Here is a 14,286-nt window from a genome sequence, read left to right on the forward strand (position 1 = left end):
GCCAATCATTCGCGTCTTCGCGAAAGCTTCGAGAGTTCGAGCACCACGGAATCCGGCTCGACGACACTGGCATGTTTTACCAGATCGAATCTCCACCGACCAAGCGCTTTATCGACCTCGCGCTGGTAATCCCGGCCTTTATGAAGGAAAAACCGCAGATCCAGATTGCGCTCGGCCCATGGCCAGCCGAAATCCATCAGGAGATCGAGGTCCGCCAGGGCCCGGGCAGAGATCGCGTCGCAATGGGCGATTGCCGCCGGCGCCTCTTCGATGCGAATCGCATGCACCGACGCGCGCGCACCGGTTTCGCGGATAGCCGTTCGCAGGAAGGCGGCCTTCTTGTTGTTGCTTTCGACGAGATGAACCCATCCATCTCCCGCGCCGGCCAGCAGAATACCGGTGACAATGCCCGGAAAACCGCCCCCGCTGCCGAGATCCACCCAAATCCGCGGCCCAGGACATAGAGCAGAGATCTGCATGCTATCGACAACATGGCGACTCCAGACTTCCGCCAAGGTCGAGGAAGCCACCAGATTGATGGTCTTCGCCCACTTCTGAAAAAGCGCAACGAAGGCGTTCAGCCTGTCCTCGGTTTCACGTGAAACATTCAGCTCGGCAAATTCGCGCGGCAAAGACTTCATGCGCTGGCCGTCCGTTCCATCGCTGCCGTGGCGGGCACGCGCTTGAGATAGGCAAGCAGGAGCGTCAAGGCAGCCGGCGTCATGCCGTCCACCCGCGCGGCCTGTGCAAGGTTCGCCGGGCGCGCCGCGGCCAGTTTCTGCTGCAATTCGATGGAGAGGCCGGGGAGGGCGGCAAAATCAAAGTCGGCGGGGATGCCGCGATCTTCTTCCCGCCTTGCCTCGGCTATATCTGCTGCCTGCCGATTCATGTAGACCGCATAGCCGGCCTCGATTTCGATGGTATCGCGAACACGGGGGGAGAAGGCGTCGAGCTCTGGCCAAACGGCCGCCAGCCGCGCGAAGTCGACGTCCGGATAGGCGAGCAGATCGTAGGCAGAACGGCGAACACCATCCTGATTGATCCGGATCCCCTTGCTGGCCGCCTCATTGGGCGACAGCTTCAGGGTATCGAGCCGTTCCCGCAGGCGCTGCATGTCCGTCGACCATTCCTCGAAGCGTCGGCGCCGGTCTGCACCGACAATGCCAAGCGCCATGCCGGATGCCGTCAACCGCGCGTCGGCATTGTCAGCCCGCAGCGAAAGGCGATACTCCGCACGCGAGGTGAACATGCGGTACGGCTCGGTCACGCCGCGGGACGTCAAGTCATCGAGCATCACCCCGATATAGCTCTCCGTGCGGCTGAAGACGTGTCCCTCCATGCCCGCAGCCCGCCGGGCGGCGTTCAGTCCGGCAACCAGTCCCTGCGCCGCGGCCTCCTCGTAACCGGTCGTACCGTTGATCTGGCCGGCCAGGAAAAGCCCGGGCTGCCGCCGGGTTTCCAGGGTGGCGGACAGGTCCCGCGGATCGACATGGTCGTATTCAATGGCATAGCCTGGCTGCAGAATACGCACCCGCTCGAGGCCGGGGATGGTCTGAATGAAGGCCTGCTGTATATCCGCCGGAAGCGACGTCGAGATGCCGTTCGGATAGACGGTGTCGTCGTCCAGACCCTCGGGCTCCAGGAAAATCTGATGACCGTCCCGTTCGCCGAACTTCACGATCTTGTCCTCGATCGACGGGCAATAGCGTGGGCCGACACCTTCGATCTGGCCGGAATACATGGCCGATCGGCCGATATTCTTCTCAATGATGCGATGCGTCGCGGCCGTCGTTCGCGTGACGCCGCATTCGATCTGCGGTGTCGTGATGCGATCGGTCATGAAGGAGAAGGGCACAGGCGTCTCATCTGCCGCTTGGCGCCCGACTGCGTTCCAATCGATGGTGCGGCCATCGAGGCGTGCGGGCGTGCCGGTCTTCAAGCGGCCAAGCCGGAAGCCGAGGCGCTCGAACGTCGCCGACAGCCCGAGGGAGGGGTCTTCTCCAACGCGGCCAGCCGGGATTTTTTCGGAACCGATATGAATAAGGCCACGCAGGAACGTGCCTGTGGTAACCACCACGGCGCCGCAGGGCAGGCGCCGCCCGTCCTTCAGGATCACCGCGTGGATACGGCCCTCTGCGCAATCGAGATTGTATGCGTCACCCTCGACAACGGTCAGGCCGGCAATCTGCGCAATCTCCGCCTGCATGGCCTCGCGATAAAGCTTTCGATCGGCCTGGCTGCGCGGGCCGCGCACCGCGGGGCCTTTACGCCGGTTCAACAGGCGAAACTGAATGCCAGCCCGGTCGGCAACCCGTCCCATCAGGCCATCCAGCGCGTCCACTTCCCGGACGAGGTGACCCTTGCCAAGACCGCCAATCGCAGGATTGCAGGACATGACCCCGATCGTCGAGGCCTTGTGGGTAAGAAGAGCCGTTTGCGCGCCGAACCGTGCCGCGGCGGCAGCGGCTTCGACGCCCGCATGCCCACCACCGATTACCACCACATCATATGTCTTCAATGTCGTCATATCGTACCACCTGTTTCACGTGAAACGCCCAGCGCGACTCGTGTACGTTGTGTTGTTTCACGTGAATCACTTGCCAATGCAAAATTCCGAAAAGATCACATCCAGCAGGTTCTCTACATCCACTCGCCCCGTGACTCGGCCCAGCGCCTGACCCGCCAGGCGGAGATGTTCCGCCTGTATATCGAGACCGTTCCTGCCCGAATCCAGCGCCGCGCTGATGTGGCTGCGTGCTTCCGCGAGATTGTCCGTATGCCGTTGACGCGTTGGAAGTGCCAAGGCGCTTCCCTGATCCAGATTCGGGAGGTATCCGCTCACCAGATCCAGAAGTGCCGATATGCCTTCACCCGTCCGCACGGAAATCCTAACATCAGCTTCCGGATCCCGCCAGGAGGCATCCTGCCTGTCCGCCTTGGTCTGGACACGGATAATCGGACCGTCATATCCCTCGGTGAACGCGACCCAATCAGGCTCCGCAAGTGACGACAACAGAAGCACCAGATGGGCCTGGGCCATGGAAAGCTGCGTCCGGCGGATACCCTCCTGCTCGACAACGTCATCCGTCTCGCGCAGTCCGGCCGTATCATAGAGCCGAACGGCGAAGCCGTCGAGGTCGAGATCGATGTGCAGGACATCCCGCGTCGTTCCCGGGACGTCAGTGACAATGGCGACATCCCGTTTTGCGAGATAATTCAACAGGCTCGACTTTCCCGCATTGGGTGGACCCACGATGACGACCTTGAGGCCATCCCGCACGATCTCCCCGGTTCTCACACCGGAAAGATGGTTAACGATCTCTTGCTCCAATTGCCGCATGTCGCGCCAGATGGTATCTGCAATGGAACCGGGAACGTCGTCCTCATCGGCAAAGTCCAGCTCGGCTTCGATCATGGCGCGCGCATTCGTCAGTCGTTTCGCCCACGAATCGTAGAGTTTCGACAGGCCGCCGGACGATTGCTCTGCCGCCAGACGGCGTTGCATCTCGGTTTCCGCCGCAATGAGATCCGCCAGGCCCTCCACTTCGACCAGATCCATGCGGCCGTTCAGGAAAGCGCGCCGGGAAAATTCACCGGCTTCCGCCGCACGCAGACCAGCCATGCCGGCAAGCTCCGCAAGAACAGCCTTGACCGTGGCCCGCCCGCCATGGATCTGAAGTTCCGCGCAATCCTCGCCCGTGAAAGAGTTTGGGCCGGGGAAGAACAAGACCAGGCCCGCGTCGAGCTTCTCACCGTTCCGGTTACGAATCGAGAGCAGGGACGCACGTCTTTCCGCGGGCTGGCGGCCGCACAGCGCTTGCACCGCCTGGCCGCTTGCGGGTCCGCTCAGGCGAATCACCGCCACGCCGGAGGGCAAGCCACCGCTCGACAAGGCAAAGATCGTGTCCGTAGACATCATGATTTATCATTCCGGGTGCGAATCGGCGATTCCGTTTCGGAGGAGAATCGATTTCTTCTCCTGAAACGAAAATGGTCCCGCCGTAAGGCGGGACCATGTCTTTACGCACGTTCGTGCCTATTGGCTATGTGTTCATCGAATCGAAGAAATCGCCGTTGTTCTTCGTCTGCTTCAGCTTGTCGATCAGGAATTCGATCGCATCCGTGGTGCCCATCGGGGCAAGAATGCGGCGCAACACGAAGATCTTCTGGAGATCCTGGCGCGGCACCAGAAGGTCTTCCTTGCGCGTGCCGGATTTGAGGATGTCCATGGCCGGGAAGATGCGCTTGTCGGCGACCTTGCGGTCCAGCACGATTTCCGAGTTGCCGGTACCCTTGAACTCCTCGAAGATCACTTCGTCCATGCGGCTGCCGGTGTCGATCAGCGCCGTCGCGATGATGGTCAGCGAACCGCCTTCCTCGATATTGCGCGCCGCGCCGAAGAAGCGCTTCGGGCGCTGCAGGGCGTTCGCGTCGACGCCGCCGGTCAGCACCTTGCCCGACGACGGAACAACCGTGTTGTAGGCGCGGCCGAGGCGGGTGATCGAATCAAGCAGGATCACGACGTCGCGGCCGTGCTCGACGAGGCGCTTTGCCTTCTCGATGACCATTGCGGCGACCTGGACGTGGCGCGTAGCCGGTTCGTCGAAGGTCGAGGAAACGACTTCGCCCCGCACCGATCGCTGCATGTCCGTCACTTCCTCCGGACGCTCGTCGATCAAGAGGACGATGAGATAACATTCCGGATGGTTTGCGGTGATCGAATGGGCGATGTTCTGCAGGAGAACCGTCTTACCCGTGCGCGGCGGGGCGACGATGAGACCGCGCTGGCCCTTGCCGAGAGGCGCGACGAGATCGATGACGCGCGGCGACAGATCCTTCGAGGTCGGGATCTCGAGTTCCATCTTGAAGCGCTCGTTCGGGTAGAGCGGCGTCAGGTTGTCGAAGTGGACCTTGTGGCGGATCTTCTCCGGATCGTCGAAATTGATCGTGTTGACCTTGAGCAGCGCGAAATAGCGTTCGCCTTCCTTCGGGCCGCGGATCGGGCCTTCCACGGTATCGCCGGTCTTCAGCGAGAAGCGGCGGATCTGGGAGGGCGAGATATAGATATCATCCGGGCCGGGCAGGTAGTTCGCATTGGCCGACCGCAGGAAGCCGAAACCGTCCTGCAGCACTTCCACGACACCCTCGCCGATGATCTCCACGTCCTGCGCGGCCAGCATCTTCAGGATCGCAAACATCAGTTCCTGCTTGCGCATCGTGCTCGCGTTCTCGACCTCGAGCGATTCGGCAAAGGCAAGGAGGTCGGTCGGAGTCTTGTTCTTGAGGTCTTGTAGCTTCATTTCGGCCATGAATGGTCCATGCTGGGTGTCATCGGGATGGGAAAAGGCGTGCGGGTCAAGGCCGAACTGCGGGGGATCGGGTGCAGTTCACTGAACGAATACACATGCCACGAAAGATGAGATGCGCGGAAAATAGCGGTTCCGGTGCTGGCCCGCAAGGGGGCTTTGAAATTTCATCCGTTTTGTCGCAGAGGCTCAGAACGGTTTGACGACGACCAGAATGACGATGAGGATCATCAGGAGCGCCGGCGCCTCGTTCCAGATGCGCCACTGGCGGCCGCTCCGGGTGTTGCGGTCCTCGGCGAAGGCCTTGACGGCCCGGCCGTAGAACTGGTGCACGCCGGTCATGAGGACGACCAGGGCGAGCTTGGCATGCAGCCAGCCGCCCTGGAAACCGTAGACGGACCAGGCGAGATAGAGGCCGAGCAGCCAGGAAAGGCCCATCGCCGGCTGCATGATAACCCGGTAGAGCCGCTGTTCCATCACCTTGAAGACCTGCGCCTCGGCCGAGCCGGGCGGGGCATCCGTGTGATAGACGAAGAGCCGCGGCAGGTAGAGCAGGCCCGCCATCCAGGAGATGACGGCGATGATGTGCAACGCCTTGATCCAAAGATAGAGATCGTCCGGCGGATGGAGGACGAGGAGGAGAGCCAGCAGCGCGAAGACGACAAGCGCCACCGCGGCGCGCAGCCGCGCCCGGCGCCCGGCGCTCTCGCCCGCCTGCTTCTCACTCACCGCTTTTCCCCGCGCACCCGCGCCACGAGGCGCGCGACAGTGTCGGGATCGGCCTGAGGCGTGATGCCATGGCCGAGATTGAAGATCAGCGGCCCATTGCCGAGCGCCTGCAGGATGGCATCGATACCCTCGTCGAGCGCCGTGCCGCCGGCAACCACCCGCATCGGATCGAGATTGCCCTGGACGGGACCGTCCTTCTGCAGGTCGGCCGCGAAGGAGAGCGGCACGGACCAGTCGAGGCCGATCGCATCGGCGCCGGTCTGCTGCCGGTAGGATTTCAGCAACAGGCCCGCACCCTTGGCGAAGGCGATGACCTTCGCCTGCGGGCGGCGGGCCTTGACCGAGGCGATGATCCTTTGCACGGGCCGGACGGCGAAATCGGCAAATTCGCGCTCGCCGAGAACACCGGCCCAGGAATCGAAGATCTGCACCGCATCGGCGCCGGCATCGATCTGCGCCACAAGGTAATCGGCCGAGAGTTCGGCAAGCACGTCGAGCAGGTGTGCGAAGGTGCGTGGCTCCCTGTAGGCGAAGAGACGCGCGGGAGCCTGGTCCGGCGTTCCGTGGCCGGCGATCATGTAGGTGGCAACGGTCCAGGGCGCGCCGCAGAAGCCGAGCAGCGCCGTTTCCTCGGGCAGGGCGCCCCGGATGCGGCCGACCGCCTCTATGACCGGCTTGAGGTGATCTGCCACCCCGTCGCCCTTCAGGGCCAGAATGCCATCGACATCGATCGGATCGAGGCGCGGCCCATGGCCTTCCTCGAAGCGGACATTGCGCTTCAGGGCGTCGGGAATGACGAGGATATCGGAGAACAGGATCGCCGCGTCGAAGCCATAGCGGCGGATCGGCTGGAGCGTCACTTCCGTCGCCAGCTCCGGCGAATAACAGAGATCGAGGAAGCTTCCCGCCGCCGCGCGGGTCTGCCGGTACTCCGGCAGGTATCGTCCGGCCTGGCGCATCAGCCAGAGGGGAGGGGGGGAGATCGTTTTCCCGTTCAGGACATCGACGATCTTCCGGCTTTTCGCAGACACCGCGGGGTTCTCCCAATCAATGAAATAATCTCTTTGAAAAGGTTTCTATTTCTTAGAGTCGGTGACTATCAAGGATTAAATCCTCTCCACAGGGATCCGGCCTTGCCGGCGGCAGGGCGGAAAAGACGAAGCCCGCAGGAAGATTTTATGAGAATAGTGCGGAGAACCGGATTCGCCTTTTCAAATCAAGACGATCGACGGCGTCGACAAAAGAGCCTTGCTGTGGATGAGATGTGGAGAAGCGCGACACTTTGCCGTGTCATGAGTCTTATCCACATGGGCCGTGAATCCTGTTCCCGTCTCTCGCGGATTGTGGATAAAAAGGCGGTTATCCCCTTGCCTCCCGATCCCTGTCGTTCTTAGCTCGGTGCTGTCCCGGTTCATCAACAGGGGGCGGAGGATATTGTGGAAAGCACCAGAAACTACTTCCATCTGCACCTGATATCGGACTCGACGGGCGAGACGCTGATTGCCGCGGGGCGCGCGGCGGCCGCGCAATTCCAGTCGTCCCAGGCGCTCGAACATGTCTATCCGCTGATCCGCAACCGCAAGCAGCTCATGCCCGTGCTCGATGCCATCGACGGGGCGCCGGGCATCGTGCTCTATACGATCGTCGACCGGGAGCTTTCGGAGATCATCGACCAGCGTTGCCGGGAGATGGGCGTGCCCTGCGTCTCCGTGCTCGAGCCGGTGATCGACCTCTTCCAGTCCTATCTCGGTGCGCCGTCGCGGCGGCGGGTGGGGGCGCAGCATGTGATGAACGCGGAATATTTCGCGCGGATCGACGCGCTCAATTTCACGATGGACCATGACGACGGGCAGCTGCCGGCCGATCTCGACGAGGCGGACGTCATTCTTGTCGGCATCAGCCGCACCTCGAAAACGCCGACGAGCATCTATCTCGCCAATCGCGGCATCAAGACCGCCAATGTACCGATCGTGCTCGGCGTGCCCCTGCCGGAGCGGCTGTCGACGACGACGAAACCGCTGGTCGTCGGGCTGATCGCCACCACGGACCGCATTGCCCAAGTGCGGCAGAACCGGGTGCTCGGCCAGACGCAGGATTTTCGCGGCGACGATTATGTCGACCGGTCGCAGATTTCCGAGGAATTGAAATATGCCCGCGCTATCTGTGCGCGCAACAACTGGCCGATCATCGACGTCACCCGGCGATCGATCGAGGAAACGGCCGCCGCCATCGTTGCTCTTCGCCCGAAGCTTCGCTAACCGGGAGGGGAAACGGAGATTTCCATGACATCGCTGATCCTTGCCTCGCAAAGTCCCTTTCGCCGCATGCTGATGGACAATGCGGGCCTTGCCTTTGAAACCGAGGCGGCCGATCTCGACGAGCGCGCGATCGAGACCGCGCTTGCGGCCCGCAACCCGACGCCGCCGGAGATCGCCCAGGCGCTGGCGATCGAAAAGGCCGTGAATGTGGCGCGGCGCAATCCCGGCGCCCTCGTCATCGGTTCCGACCAGACGCTGTCCCTGGAGGGGCGGGTGTTTCACAAGCCGGCCGACATGGCAGAAGCCAAGACCCATCTTCAGGCCATGTCCGGCCGCACCCATTCGCTGAACTGCGGCATCGCCCTGGTACGGGACGGAGAGACATTGTGGAGCCACATCTCCATCGCGCATCTGACGATGCGGCCGCTGTCCGGCGATTTCATCGATCGCCATCTGGCGCGGGTCGGCCCGCGGGTGCTGGCGAGCGTCGGCGCCTATCAGCTCGAGGGCGAAGGGGTGCAGCTCTTCGAGCGGATCGACGGCGACTACTTCACCATTCTCGGCCTGCCGCTGCTTCCCTTGCTGGCTAAACTTCGCGATCTCGGTGCCATCGATGCATGATTCACGTGAAACAGTCGCTCGCCATGCCTTCGTGACGGGCTATCCGGTCAAACATTCGCGCTCGCCGCTGATCCATGGATACTGGCTGGAAACGCTGGGATTGCAGGGATCCTATACGCGGCAGGAGGTTTCGCCCGAGGATTTCGCCGGCTTCATTTCCCGCTTGAAAAGCGGTGAATCCGGCTTCATCGGCGGCAATGTCACCATCCCGCACAAGGAAACGGCCTTCGCGCTCGCCGACCGGCCGGATGCGCTGAGCGAAGAGCTCGGGGCGTCGAACACGCTTTGGCTGGAGGACGGCCGGCTCCATGCGACCAACACCGACGGCTTTGGATTTCTCGCCAATCTCGACGCCGCCGCGTCCGGCTGGGACAGGACGGACCGGGCCGTCGTCCTCGGGGCGGGCGGCGCCAGCCGGGCGATCCTCCAGGCGGCGCGCGATCGCGGCGTTGCGGAAATCCATGTCGTCAACCGCACCGTCGCCCGCGCACAGGAACTGGCAGACCGTTTCGGTCCGAGCGTGCACGCCCATCCGATGGCGGCGCTGCCGGAGGTCATGAAGGGGGCGGGGCTGTTCGTCAACACGACGTCGCTCGGCATGGATGGCGAGGCGGCGCCGGATTTCGACTTCTCGCCCCTGGGTGAGGGCGCAGTGGTGACGGACATCGTCTATGTGCCGCTGGTCACGCCGATCCTGCGTCAGGCGGCCGAGCAGGGTTTTGCCACGGTGGATGGCCTCGGCATGCTGCTCCATCAGGCAGTGCCCGGTTTTGAGAAATGGTTCGGTATCCGTCCGACTGTCGATGCGGAGCTGCGCCAATTGATCCTCGCCGACATGGAGGCGCATTGATGATCGTGCTCGGCCTTACCGGATCGATCGGTACGGGCAAGTCGACGACCGCGGCGATGTTCCGCGATCTCGGCGTGCCGGTGCATGATGCCGATGCGACGGTGCATGATCTCTATCGCACGGACGCCGTCACGCCGGTCGCCGAGCAATTTCCCGAAGCGCTCAGGGACGGGGTCATCGACCGCAAGGCACTGTCGGCGGTGCTTGCGCGGTTCCCCGACCGCTTCGCCGCGCTGGAGGCGATCATCCACCCGCTCGTGCGGGCACGCGAGAAAGCCTTCCTCGATGCGCAGCGGGATCATGGATCGCCGCTCGTCCTGCTCGACATCCCGCTGCTCTACGAGACCGGGGGGGAAGCGCGGGTGGACAAGGTGGTGGTCGTCACCTGCGATCCGGACATACAAAGACAGCGCGTGCTCGCCCGCCCGGGCATGACGGAGGAGAAATTCCAGCTCATCCTGTCGCGCCAGACGCCGGATGCGGAAAAGCGCCGGCGCGCCGATTTCCTCATCGATACCGGCAAGGGGCTTGAAGCGGCGCGCAAACAGGTGGAAGAGATCGTTGAAAGCTTGAAGGGACAAGAGCACTGATGCGCGAGATCATCTTCGATACGGAAACGACCGGCCTCGACAACAAGCTCGACCGCGTCATCGAAATCGGCGGCGTGGAGCTGGAGAACCATTTTCCGACCGGCCGCACGCTGCACCTCTTCATCAGCCCGGGCGACCGCAAGGTGCATCCGGATGCGCTTGCCGTGCACGGCATCACGGACGAGTTCCTGAAGGACAAGCCGCCCTTTGCCGATGTGGTGCAGAAGATCCTCGAATTCTTCGGCGATGCCCGCTGGGTGGCGCACAATGCCAACTTCGACATGGGCTTCATCAACGCCGAGTTCGAGCGCATCGGCCTGCCGCCGATCCTGCAGGAGAAGGTGACGGACACGCTGGCGCTGGCGCGCCGCAAGCATCCGATGGGGCCGAACTCGCTCGATGCGCTCTGCCGGCGCTACGGCATCGACAATTCGCATCGCACGAAACACGGCGCCCTGCTCGACTCCGAGCTTCTGGCCGAGGTCTATATCGAGATGATCGGCGGCCGGCAGGCGGCGCTGGGGCTCGGCATGGCCGAGAGCGGCCGGCGGACGCTGGTCGAGGCGGAGGACGATGTCGTCCTGCCGCTGGGTGTCAGGCCGAAGCCGCTCGCGCCCCGCCTTTCCGAGGAGGAGCGCGCCGCCCATGCCACCATGGTGCAGAAGATGGGCGACAAGGCGATCTGGGCGAAATACGGCGCGTGAATCCGGCCCAGCTTTTCGAAAAGCAAAAGAAAACGCCCGGTCACCAGGTGGCCGGGCGTTTTCGTTGAAAGCCGGTGGTCGCCTCAGTTGGCGTTGACTTTGGCCTTGACCTGTTCTTCGGCCATGCGCTGGGTGAACATCTGCGCGAAATCGATCGGATCGATCATCAGCGGCGGGAAACCGCCGTTGCGGGTCGCGTCGGCGATGATCTGGCGGGCGAAGGGGAAGAGCAGGCGTGGGCACTCGATGAAGAGCACCGGCAGCATGTGTTCCTGCGGGAAGCCCGCGACGCGGAAGACGCCGCCATAGGCGAGTTCGGCGTTGAAGAGCATCTTGTCGCCGTCCTTGGCTTCCGCGTTCAGCGAAAGGATGACGTCGAAGTCCGTTTCGGAGAGCGGGTTTGCATTGACGTTGACGCTGATGTTGATCGCCGGCGCCTTGTCACGGGCCTGGAGCGACCGCGGTGCACCCGGGTTTTCGAAGGAGAAGTCCTTCACATACTGCGCCAGGATGTTGAGCGAGGGGCTCGCGGCGTTGTTCTCGGTTGCTGCGTCGGTCATGAAAGTATCCTCGGGGACTCTGGAAAGTCAGGCCATCTAGCATTTCGGCCCCGGGCTTACAACCCGCCGTCACGGCCGGCCGTCGCGATGAAAGTCGCTTTCGTCGAGATCGATGGTGCGCTGGGGGCCTGTCTGCGGCCGGTTGCCTGGGTGCGTGCCGCCGATGTCGACGACCACGATGTTGCGCATCAGCCGGTTCCAGAGGAACGTGCGGACCGGCGGCAGAAACAGGGCGAGCCCCACGATATCGGTGAGGAAGCCGGGAATCAGCAACAGGATGCCGGCGATCATGATCATCGCGGCATCGAGCATTTCCTTGCCCGGCGCGCGGCCGTCCTGGCCGGCCTGGCGCAGCCGGGCAAGCACGCCGAAACCCTGGATGCGCATCAGCACGATGCCGGCGACGGCCGAAAGCACGACCAGCGACAGGGTGGCAAAAAGGCCGATGCGCCGCCCGACGAGAATGAAACAGGCGATTTCCGCCAGCGGCAGCAGGAGAATGAAGAGGGGAATGAGACGTCGCAGCATGGCCTTCACTGTCGCACAGTTTAGCGCGGACCGATACTGCCGGCGCTGTTTGGGCGTGCCTTCATCGCATTCACGTCATCGCCATTTGAATGATCCGGTTTTGCGGACTATATGGGAAAGGAACAAGAAAAACGAAAACGGCTGCGGATCGATAATGGGCTCATTCGACTTTGTAACGATTTTTTTCCTGGTGGCTGCGGTGGTCATCTTCCTGCAGTTGCGCAGCGTGCTCGGCCGGCGCACCGGCAGCGAACGCCCGCCCTTCGATCCCTATTCCAAGCGCGAGACCGCCAGCGAGGCTGATTCGGCCGATCGCGGCAAGGTGGTCACGCTGCCGCGGCGGGACGGGACGGACGAGGAGGAAAATTCCTATGCGTCCGTCGATGGCTTTGCCGCACCGGGCACCCCGCTCAACGAGCAGCTTCGCCAGATCGTCAAGGTCGACCCGTCCTTCAACCCGAAGGAGTTCGTCAACGGCGCCCGCATGGCCTATGAAATGATCGTCGTCGCCTTTGCCGACGGCGACCGCAAGGCATTGAAGAACCTCCTGTCGCGCGAGGTCTACGAAGGCTTCGACGCGGCCATCTCGGAACGCGAGAGAAACGGCGAGGTCGTCCGCTCCAGCTTCGTCGGCATCGAGAAGGCCGATATCGTCAGCGCCGAGGTCAAGGACAGCGAGGCGAATGTGACGCTGCGCATCGTCAGCCAGCTGATCTCCGCCACCTATGACAAGGCCGGCACGCTGATCGAGGGCGATGCGGAAACGGTGGCCGAGGTCAACGACCTGTGGACCTTCGCCCGCGACATCCGTTCGCGCGATCCGAACTGGAAGCTGATCGCCACCGAATCGGAAGGCTGAGCGAGGCAAGGCCAATGGACTATCGCCTGGTTCCGGCCCGGTTTTCGGCGCTTCCCGGCTGGAACGAGGATGATCCGACAGCGCTTCTTTCGGCAATGGCCCGCTGTCGCGATCACATCCGCACCGTAAAACCCTACAGGACGGGCTCGCTCGGCATCACCGCCGGCGAGCTTCTGGTGTTGCTGGATGCGGCGGCCGACGAGAAGCCGCAAGGTCCAGCCGCGGTGCGCGCCTTCTTCGAGGCGCAGTGCGTGCCCTTCCTCATCGAGAAGGCGGATGGCTCGCCCGGTTTCGTCACGGCCTTCTACGAGCCGGAAGTCGCCGTGCGGGCGGAGCCGGACGCCGCGTTCCGCCACCCCTTCTACGCCCGGCCGGAGGATCTGGTCGATATCGACGAGGACAATCGCCCGGCCGGTTTTCCGCCGGGTTTTGCGTTCGGGCTCAAGACGGCCGGCGGGATCGTCGAGCATCCCGATCGCGGCGAGATCGAGCGTGGCTATCTTGCCGGCCGCGGGCTGGAGATCGCCTATGCCCGCTCGAAGGTGGACGTCTTCTTCGCCCATGTGCAGGGCGCCGCGCGGCTGGTCTATCCGGACGGGTCGGTCAGGCGAATCACCTACGCCGCCAAGAGCGGCCATCCCTTTTCCGCGATCGGCAAGCTGCTGATCGACCGCGGCGAGATCGACGCGGCAACCGTCTCCATGGCTTCGATCCGTGACTGGCTGGCCCGCAACGAGGATCAGGTCGACGCCGTGCTCTGGCACAACCGCTCCTTCATCTTCTTCAAGGAGGCCGGGGTCGCGGATCTGTCGCTCGGCCCGATCGCCGCGGCGAAAGTGCCGCTCGTCGCCGGCCGTTCGCTGGCGGTCGACCGGCTGATCCATACCTTCGGCCTGCCCTTCTTCATTTCGAGCGACAGCCTCACCCATATGGATGGCGGCAAGCCCTTCCGCCGCCTGATGCTGGCGCTCGACACCGGAACGGCGATCGTTGGCCCGGCGCGCGGCGATATCTTCACCGGTTCGGGCGATGCGGCGGGCGCGCTGGCCGGCCATGTGCGCAATGCGGCGACCTTCCATATCCTCATGCCGAAGGCAGCGGCGGAGCGATACCTCCATGCCGAAGGATAAGACGCTCTCGAGCGAGGACCGTATCCTCTGGGGCAAGGTGGCGCGCAGCACGCGCGCGCTGCCGGGCAGGCTCGACGCCCTGACGGAGTTCGAGGCCGCCTTTGAAAAGCCGGAGGCCGGGAAGAAGCCCGAGCCGGAACCGAAGAAGACG

The 14,286-nt window shown here is 63.3% G+C and carries 15 protein-coding genes and 1 pseudogene; 8 read left to right on the forward strand and 8 right to left on the reverse strand.

Going from position 1 to position 14,286, the window contains the following annotated elements; all coding sequences use genetic code 11:
* Positions 1–5: 5 nt before the first annotated feature.
* From WMC41_RS20565 to hemE, 6 genes are all read right to left on the reverse strand, one after another.
* A complete protein-coding gene (locus WMC41_RS20565) occupies positions 6–641 on the reverse strand; it encodes a 16S rRNA (guanine(527)-N(7))-methyltransferase RsmG (protein ID WP_432346050.1) in 636 nt (211 codons plus the stop codon).
* Positions 638–2,527 (reverse strand): tRNA uridine-5-carboxymethylaminomethyl(34) synthesis enzyme MnmG, encoded by a 1,890-nt coding sequence (mnmG, locus tag WMC41_RS20570; protein ID WP_432346052.1) that lies wholly within the window; start codon positions 2,525–2,527, stop codon positions 638–640. The genes WMC41_RS20565 and mnmG overlap by 4 nt, the downstream gene beginning before the upstream one ends.
* 66 nt (positions 2,528–2,593) lie before the next feature.
* The gene (gene mnmE, locus WMC41_RS20575; RefSeq protein WP_432346054.1) at positions 2,594–3,919 is read right to left on the reverse strand and encodes a tRNA uridine-5-carboxymethylaminomethyl(34) synthesis GTPase MnmE; all 1,326 of its coding nucleotides are present in this window, start codon (positions 3,917–3,919) and stop codon (positions 2,594–2,596) included.
* Between the two features lie 124 nt (positions 3,920–4,043).
* Complete coding sequence (gene rho, locus WMC41_RS20580) at positions 4,044–5,309, reverse strand: transcription termination factor Rho (RefSeq protein ID WP_432346056.1); 1,266 nt, start codon at positions 5,307–5,309, stop codon at positions 4,044–4,046.
* Between the two features lie 186 nt (positions 5,310–5,495).
* Entirely contained in the window at positions 5,496–6,035 is a 540-nt protein-coding gene (gene hemJ / locus WMC41_RS20585; RefSeq protein ID WP_288082282.1) for a protoporphyrinogen oxidase HemJ, read from the reverse strand.
* A complete protein-coding gene (hemE, locus tag WMC41_RS20590) occupies positions 6,032–6,994 on the reverse strand; it encodes a uroporphyrinogen decarboxylase (protein WP_432348387.1) in 963 nt (320 codons plus the stop codon). The genes hemJ and hemE overlap by 4 nt, the downstream gene beginning before the upstream one ends.
* Before the next feature lie 477 nt (positions 6,995–7,471).
* Between hemE and WMC41_RS20595 the strand changes: the two genes are divergently transcribed.
* The 5 genes from WMC41_RS20595 to dnaQ are packed head-to-tail and all read left to right on the forward strand — an operon-like array spanning position 7,472 to position 11,058.
* Complete coding sequence (locus tag WMC41_RS20595; RefSeq protein WP_244770752.1) at positions 7,472–8,293, forward strand: pyruvate, water dikinase regulatory protein; 822 nt, start codon at positions 7,472–7,474, stop codon at positions 8,291–8,293.
* A 24-nt stretch (positions 8,294–8,317) separates the two neighbouring features.
* The gene (locus tag WMC41_RS20600) at positions 8,318–8,914 is read left to right on the forward strand and encodes a Maf-like protein (RefSeq protein WP_432346059.1); all 597 of its coding nucleotides are present in this window, start codon (positions 8,318–8,320) and stop codon (positions 8,912–8,914) included.
* Positions 8,907–9,764, forward strand: a complete 858-nt coding sequence (locus WMC41_RS20605) for a shikimate dehydrogenase (RefSeq protein WP_432346060.1) — start codon at positions 8,907–8,909, stop codon at positions 9,762–9,764. The genes WMC41_RS20600 and WMC41_RS20605 overlap by 8 nt, the downstream gene beginning before the upstream one ends.
* Positions 9,764–10,354, forward strand: coding sequence for a dephospho-CoA kinase (gene coaE / locus WMC41_RS20610; protein WP_432346062.1), 591 nt, complete (start codon positions 9,764–9,766; stop codon positions 10,352–10,354). Before WMC41_RS20605 ends, coaE begins: the two co-directional genes overlap by 1 nt.
* Complete coding sequence (dnaQ, locus tag WMC41_RS20615) at positions 10,354–11,058, forward strand: DNA polymerase III subunit epsilon (RefSeq protein WP_432346064.1); 705 nt, start codon at positions 10,354–10,356, stop codon at positions 11,056–11,058. Before coaE ends, dnaQ begins: the two co-directional genes overlap by 1 nt.
* An 83-nt stretch (positions 11,059–11,141) precedes the next feature.
* On the opposite strand, the gene secB is transcribed toward dnaQ, so the two are convergent.
* Both secB and WMC41_RS20625 read right to left on the reverse strand, forming a co-directional pair.
* Entirely contained in the window at positions 11,142–11,618 is a 477-nt protein-coding gene (gene secB / locus WMC41_RS20620) for a protein-export chaperone SecB (protein ID WP_244770757.1), read from the reverse strand.
* 69 nt (positions 11,619–11,687) lie between these two features.
* Entirely contained in the window at positions 11,688–12,146 is a 459-nt protein-coding gene (locus WMC41_RS20625; RefSeq protein WP_244770758.1) for an FxsA family protein, read from the reverse strand.
* A gap of 154 nt (positions 12,147–12,300) precedes the next feature.
* On the opposite strand from WMC41_RS20625, the gene WMC41_RS20630 reads away from it, so the two are divergent.
* From WMC41_RS20630 to WMC41_RS20640, 3 genes and pseudogenes are all read left to right on the forward strand, one after another.
* The gene (locus WMC41_RS20630; RefSeq protein WP_432346067.1) at positions 12,301–13,005 is read left to right on the forward strand and encodes a Tim44/TimA family putative adaptor protein; all 705 of its coding nucleotides are present in this window, start codon (positions 12,301–12,303) and stop codon (positions 13,003–13,005) included.
* Between the two features lie 14 nt (positions 13,006–13,019).
* Complete coding sequence (mltA, locus tag WMC41_RS20635; RefSeq protein ID WP_432346069.1) at positions 13,020–14,135, forward strand: murein transglycosylase A; 1,116 nt, start codon at positions 13,020–13,022, stop codon at positions 14,133–14,135.
* Positions 14,122–14,224 (forward strand): annotated as a pseudogene (locus tag WMC41_RS20640) (Smr/MutS family protein); the annotation flags it as partial. The gene mltA and the pseudogene WMC41_RS20640, both read left to right, overlap by 14 nt.
* Positions 14,225–14,286: the final 62 nt, after the last annotated feature.

It is taken from the genome of Shinella yambaruensis, from assembly GCF_050859155.1.
Lineage (GTDB): Bacteria > Pseudomonadota > Alphaproteobacteria > Rhizobiales > Rhizobiaceae > Shinella > Shinella yambaruensis.

Bases quoted from the DNA above. Each gene is read 5' to 3' on its own strand.
- WMC41_RS20565 (WP_432346050.1), bottom strand. From the start codon at position 641: ATGAAGTCTTTGCCGCGCGAATTTGCCGAGCTGAATGTTTCACGTGAA.
- mnmG (WP_432346052.1), bottom strand. From the start codon at position 2,527: ATGACGACATTGAAGACATATGATGTGGTGGTAATCGGTGGTGGGCAT.
- mnmE (WP_432346054.1), bottom strand. From the start codon at position 3,919: ATGATGTCTACGGACACGATCTTTGCCTTGTCGAGCGGTGGCTTGCCC.
- rho (WP_432346056.1), bottom strand. From the start codon at position 5,309: ATGGCCGAAATGAAGCTACAAGACCTCAAGAACAAGACTCCGACCGAC.
- hemE (WP_432348387.1), bottom strand. From the start codon at position 6,994: ATGCGCCAGGCCGGACGATACCTGCCGGAGTACCGGCAGACCCGCGCG.
- WMC41_RS20600 (WP_432346059.1), top strand. From the start codon at position 8,318: ATGACATCGCTGATCCTTGCCTCGCAAAGTCCCTTTCGCCGCATGCTG.
- WMC41_RS20605 (WP_432346060.1), top strand. From the start codon at position 8,907: ATGCATGATTCACGTGAAACAGTCGCTCGCCATGCCTTCGTGACGGGC.
- coaE (WP_432346062.1), top strand. From the start codon at position 9,764: ATGATCGTGCTCGGCCTTACCGGATCGATCGGTACGGGCAAGTCGACG.
- dnaQ (WP_432346064.1), top strand. From the start codon at position 10,354: ATGCGCGAGATCATCTTCGATACGGAAACGACCGGCCTCGACAACAAG.
- secB (WP_244770757.1), bottom strand. From the start codon at position 11,618: ATGACCGACGCAGCAACCGAGAACAACGCCGCGAGCCCCTCGCTCAAC.
- WMC41_RS20625 (WP_244770758.1), bottom strand. From the start codon at position 12,146: ATGCTGCGACGTCTCATTCCCCTCTTCATTCTCCTGCTGCCGCTGGCG.
- WMC41_RS20630 (WP_432346067.1), top strand. From the start codon at position 12,301: ATGGGCTCATTCGACTTTGTAACGATTTTTTTCCTGGTGGCTGCGGTG.
- mltA (WP_432346069.1), top strand. From the start codon at position 13,020: ATGGACTATCGCCTGGTTCCGGCCCGGTTTTCGGCGCTTCCCGGCTGG.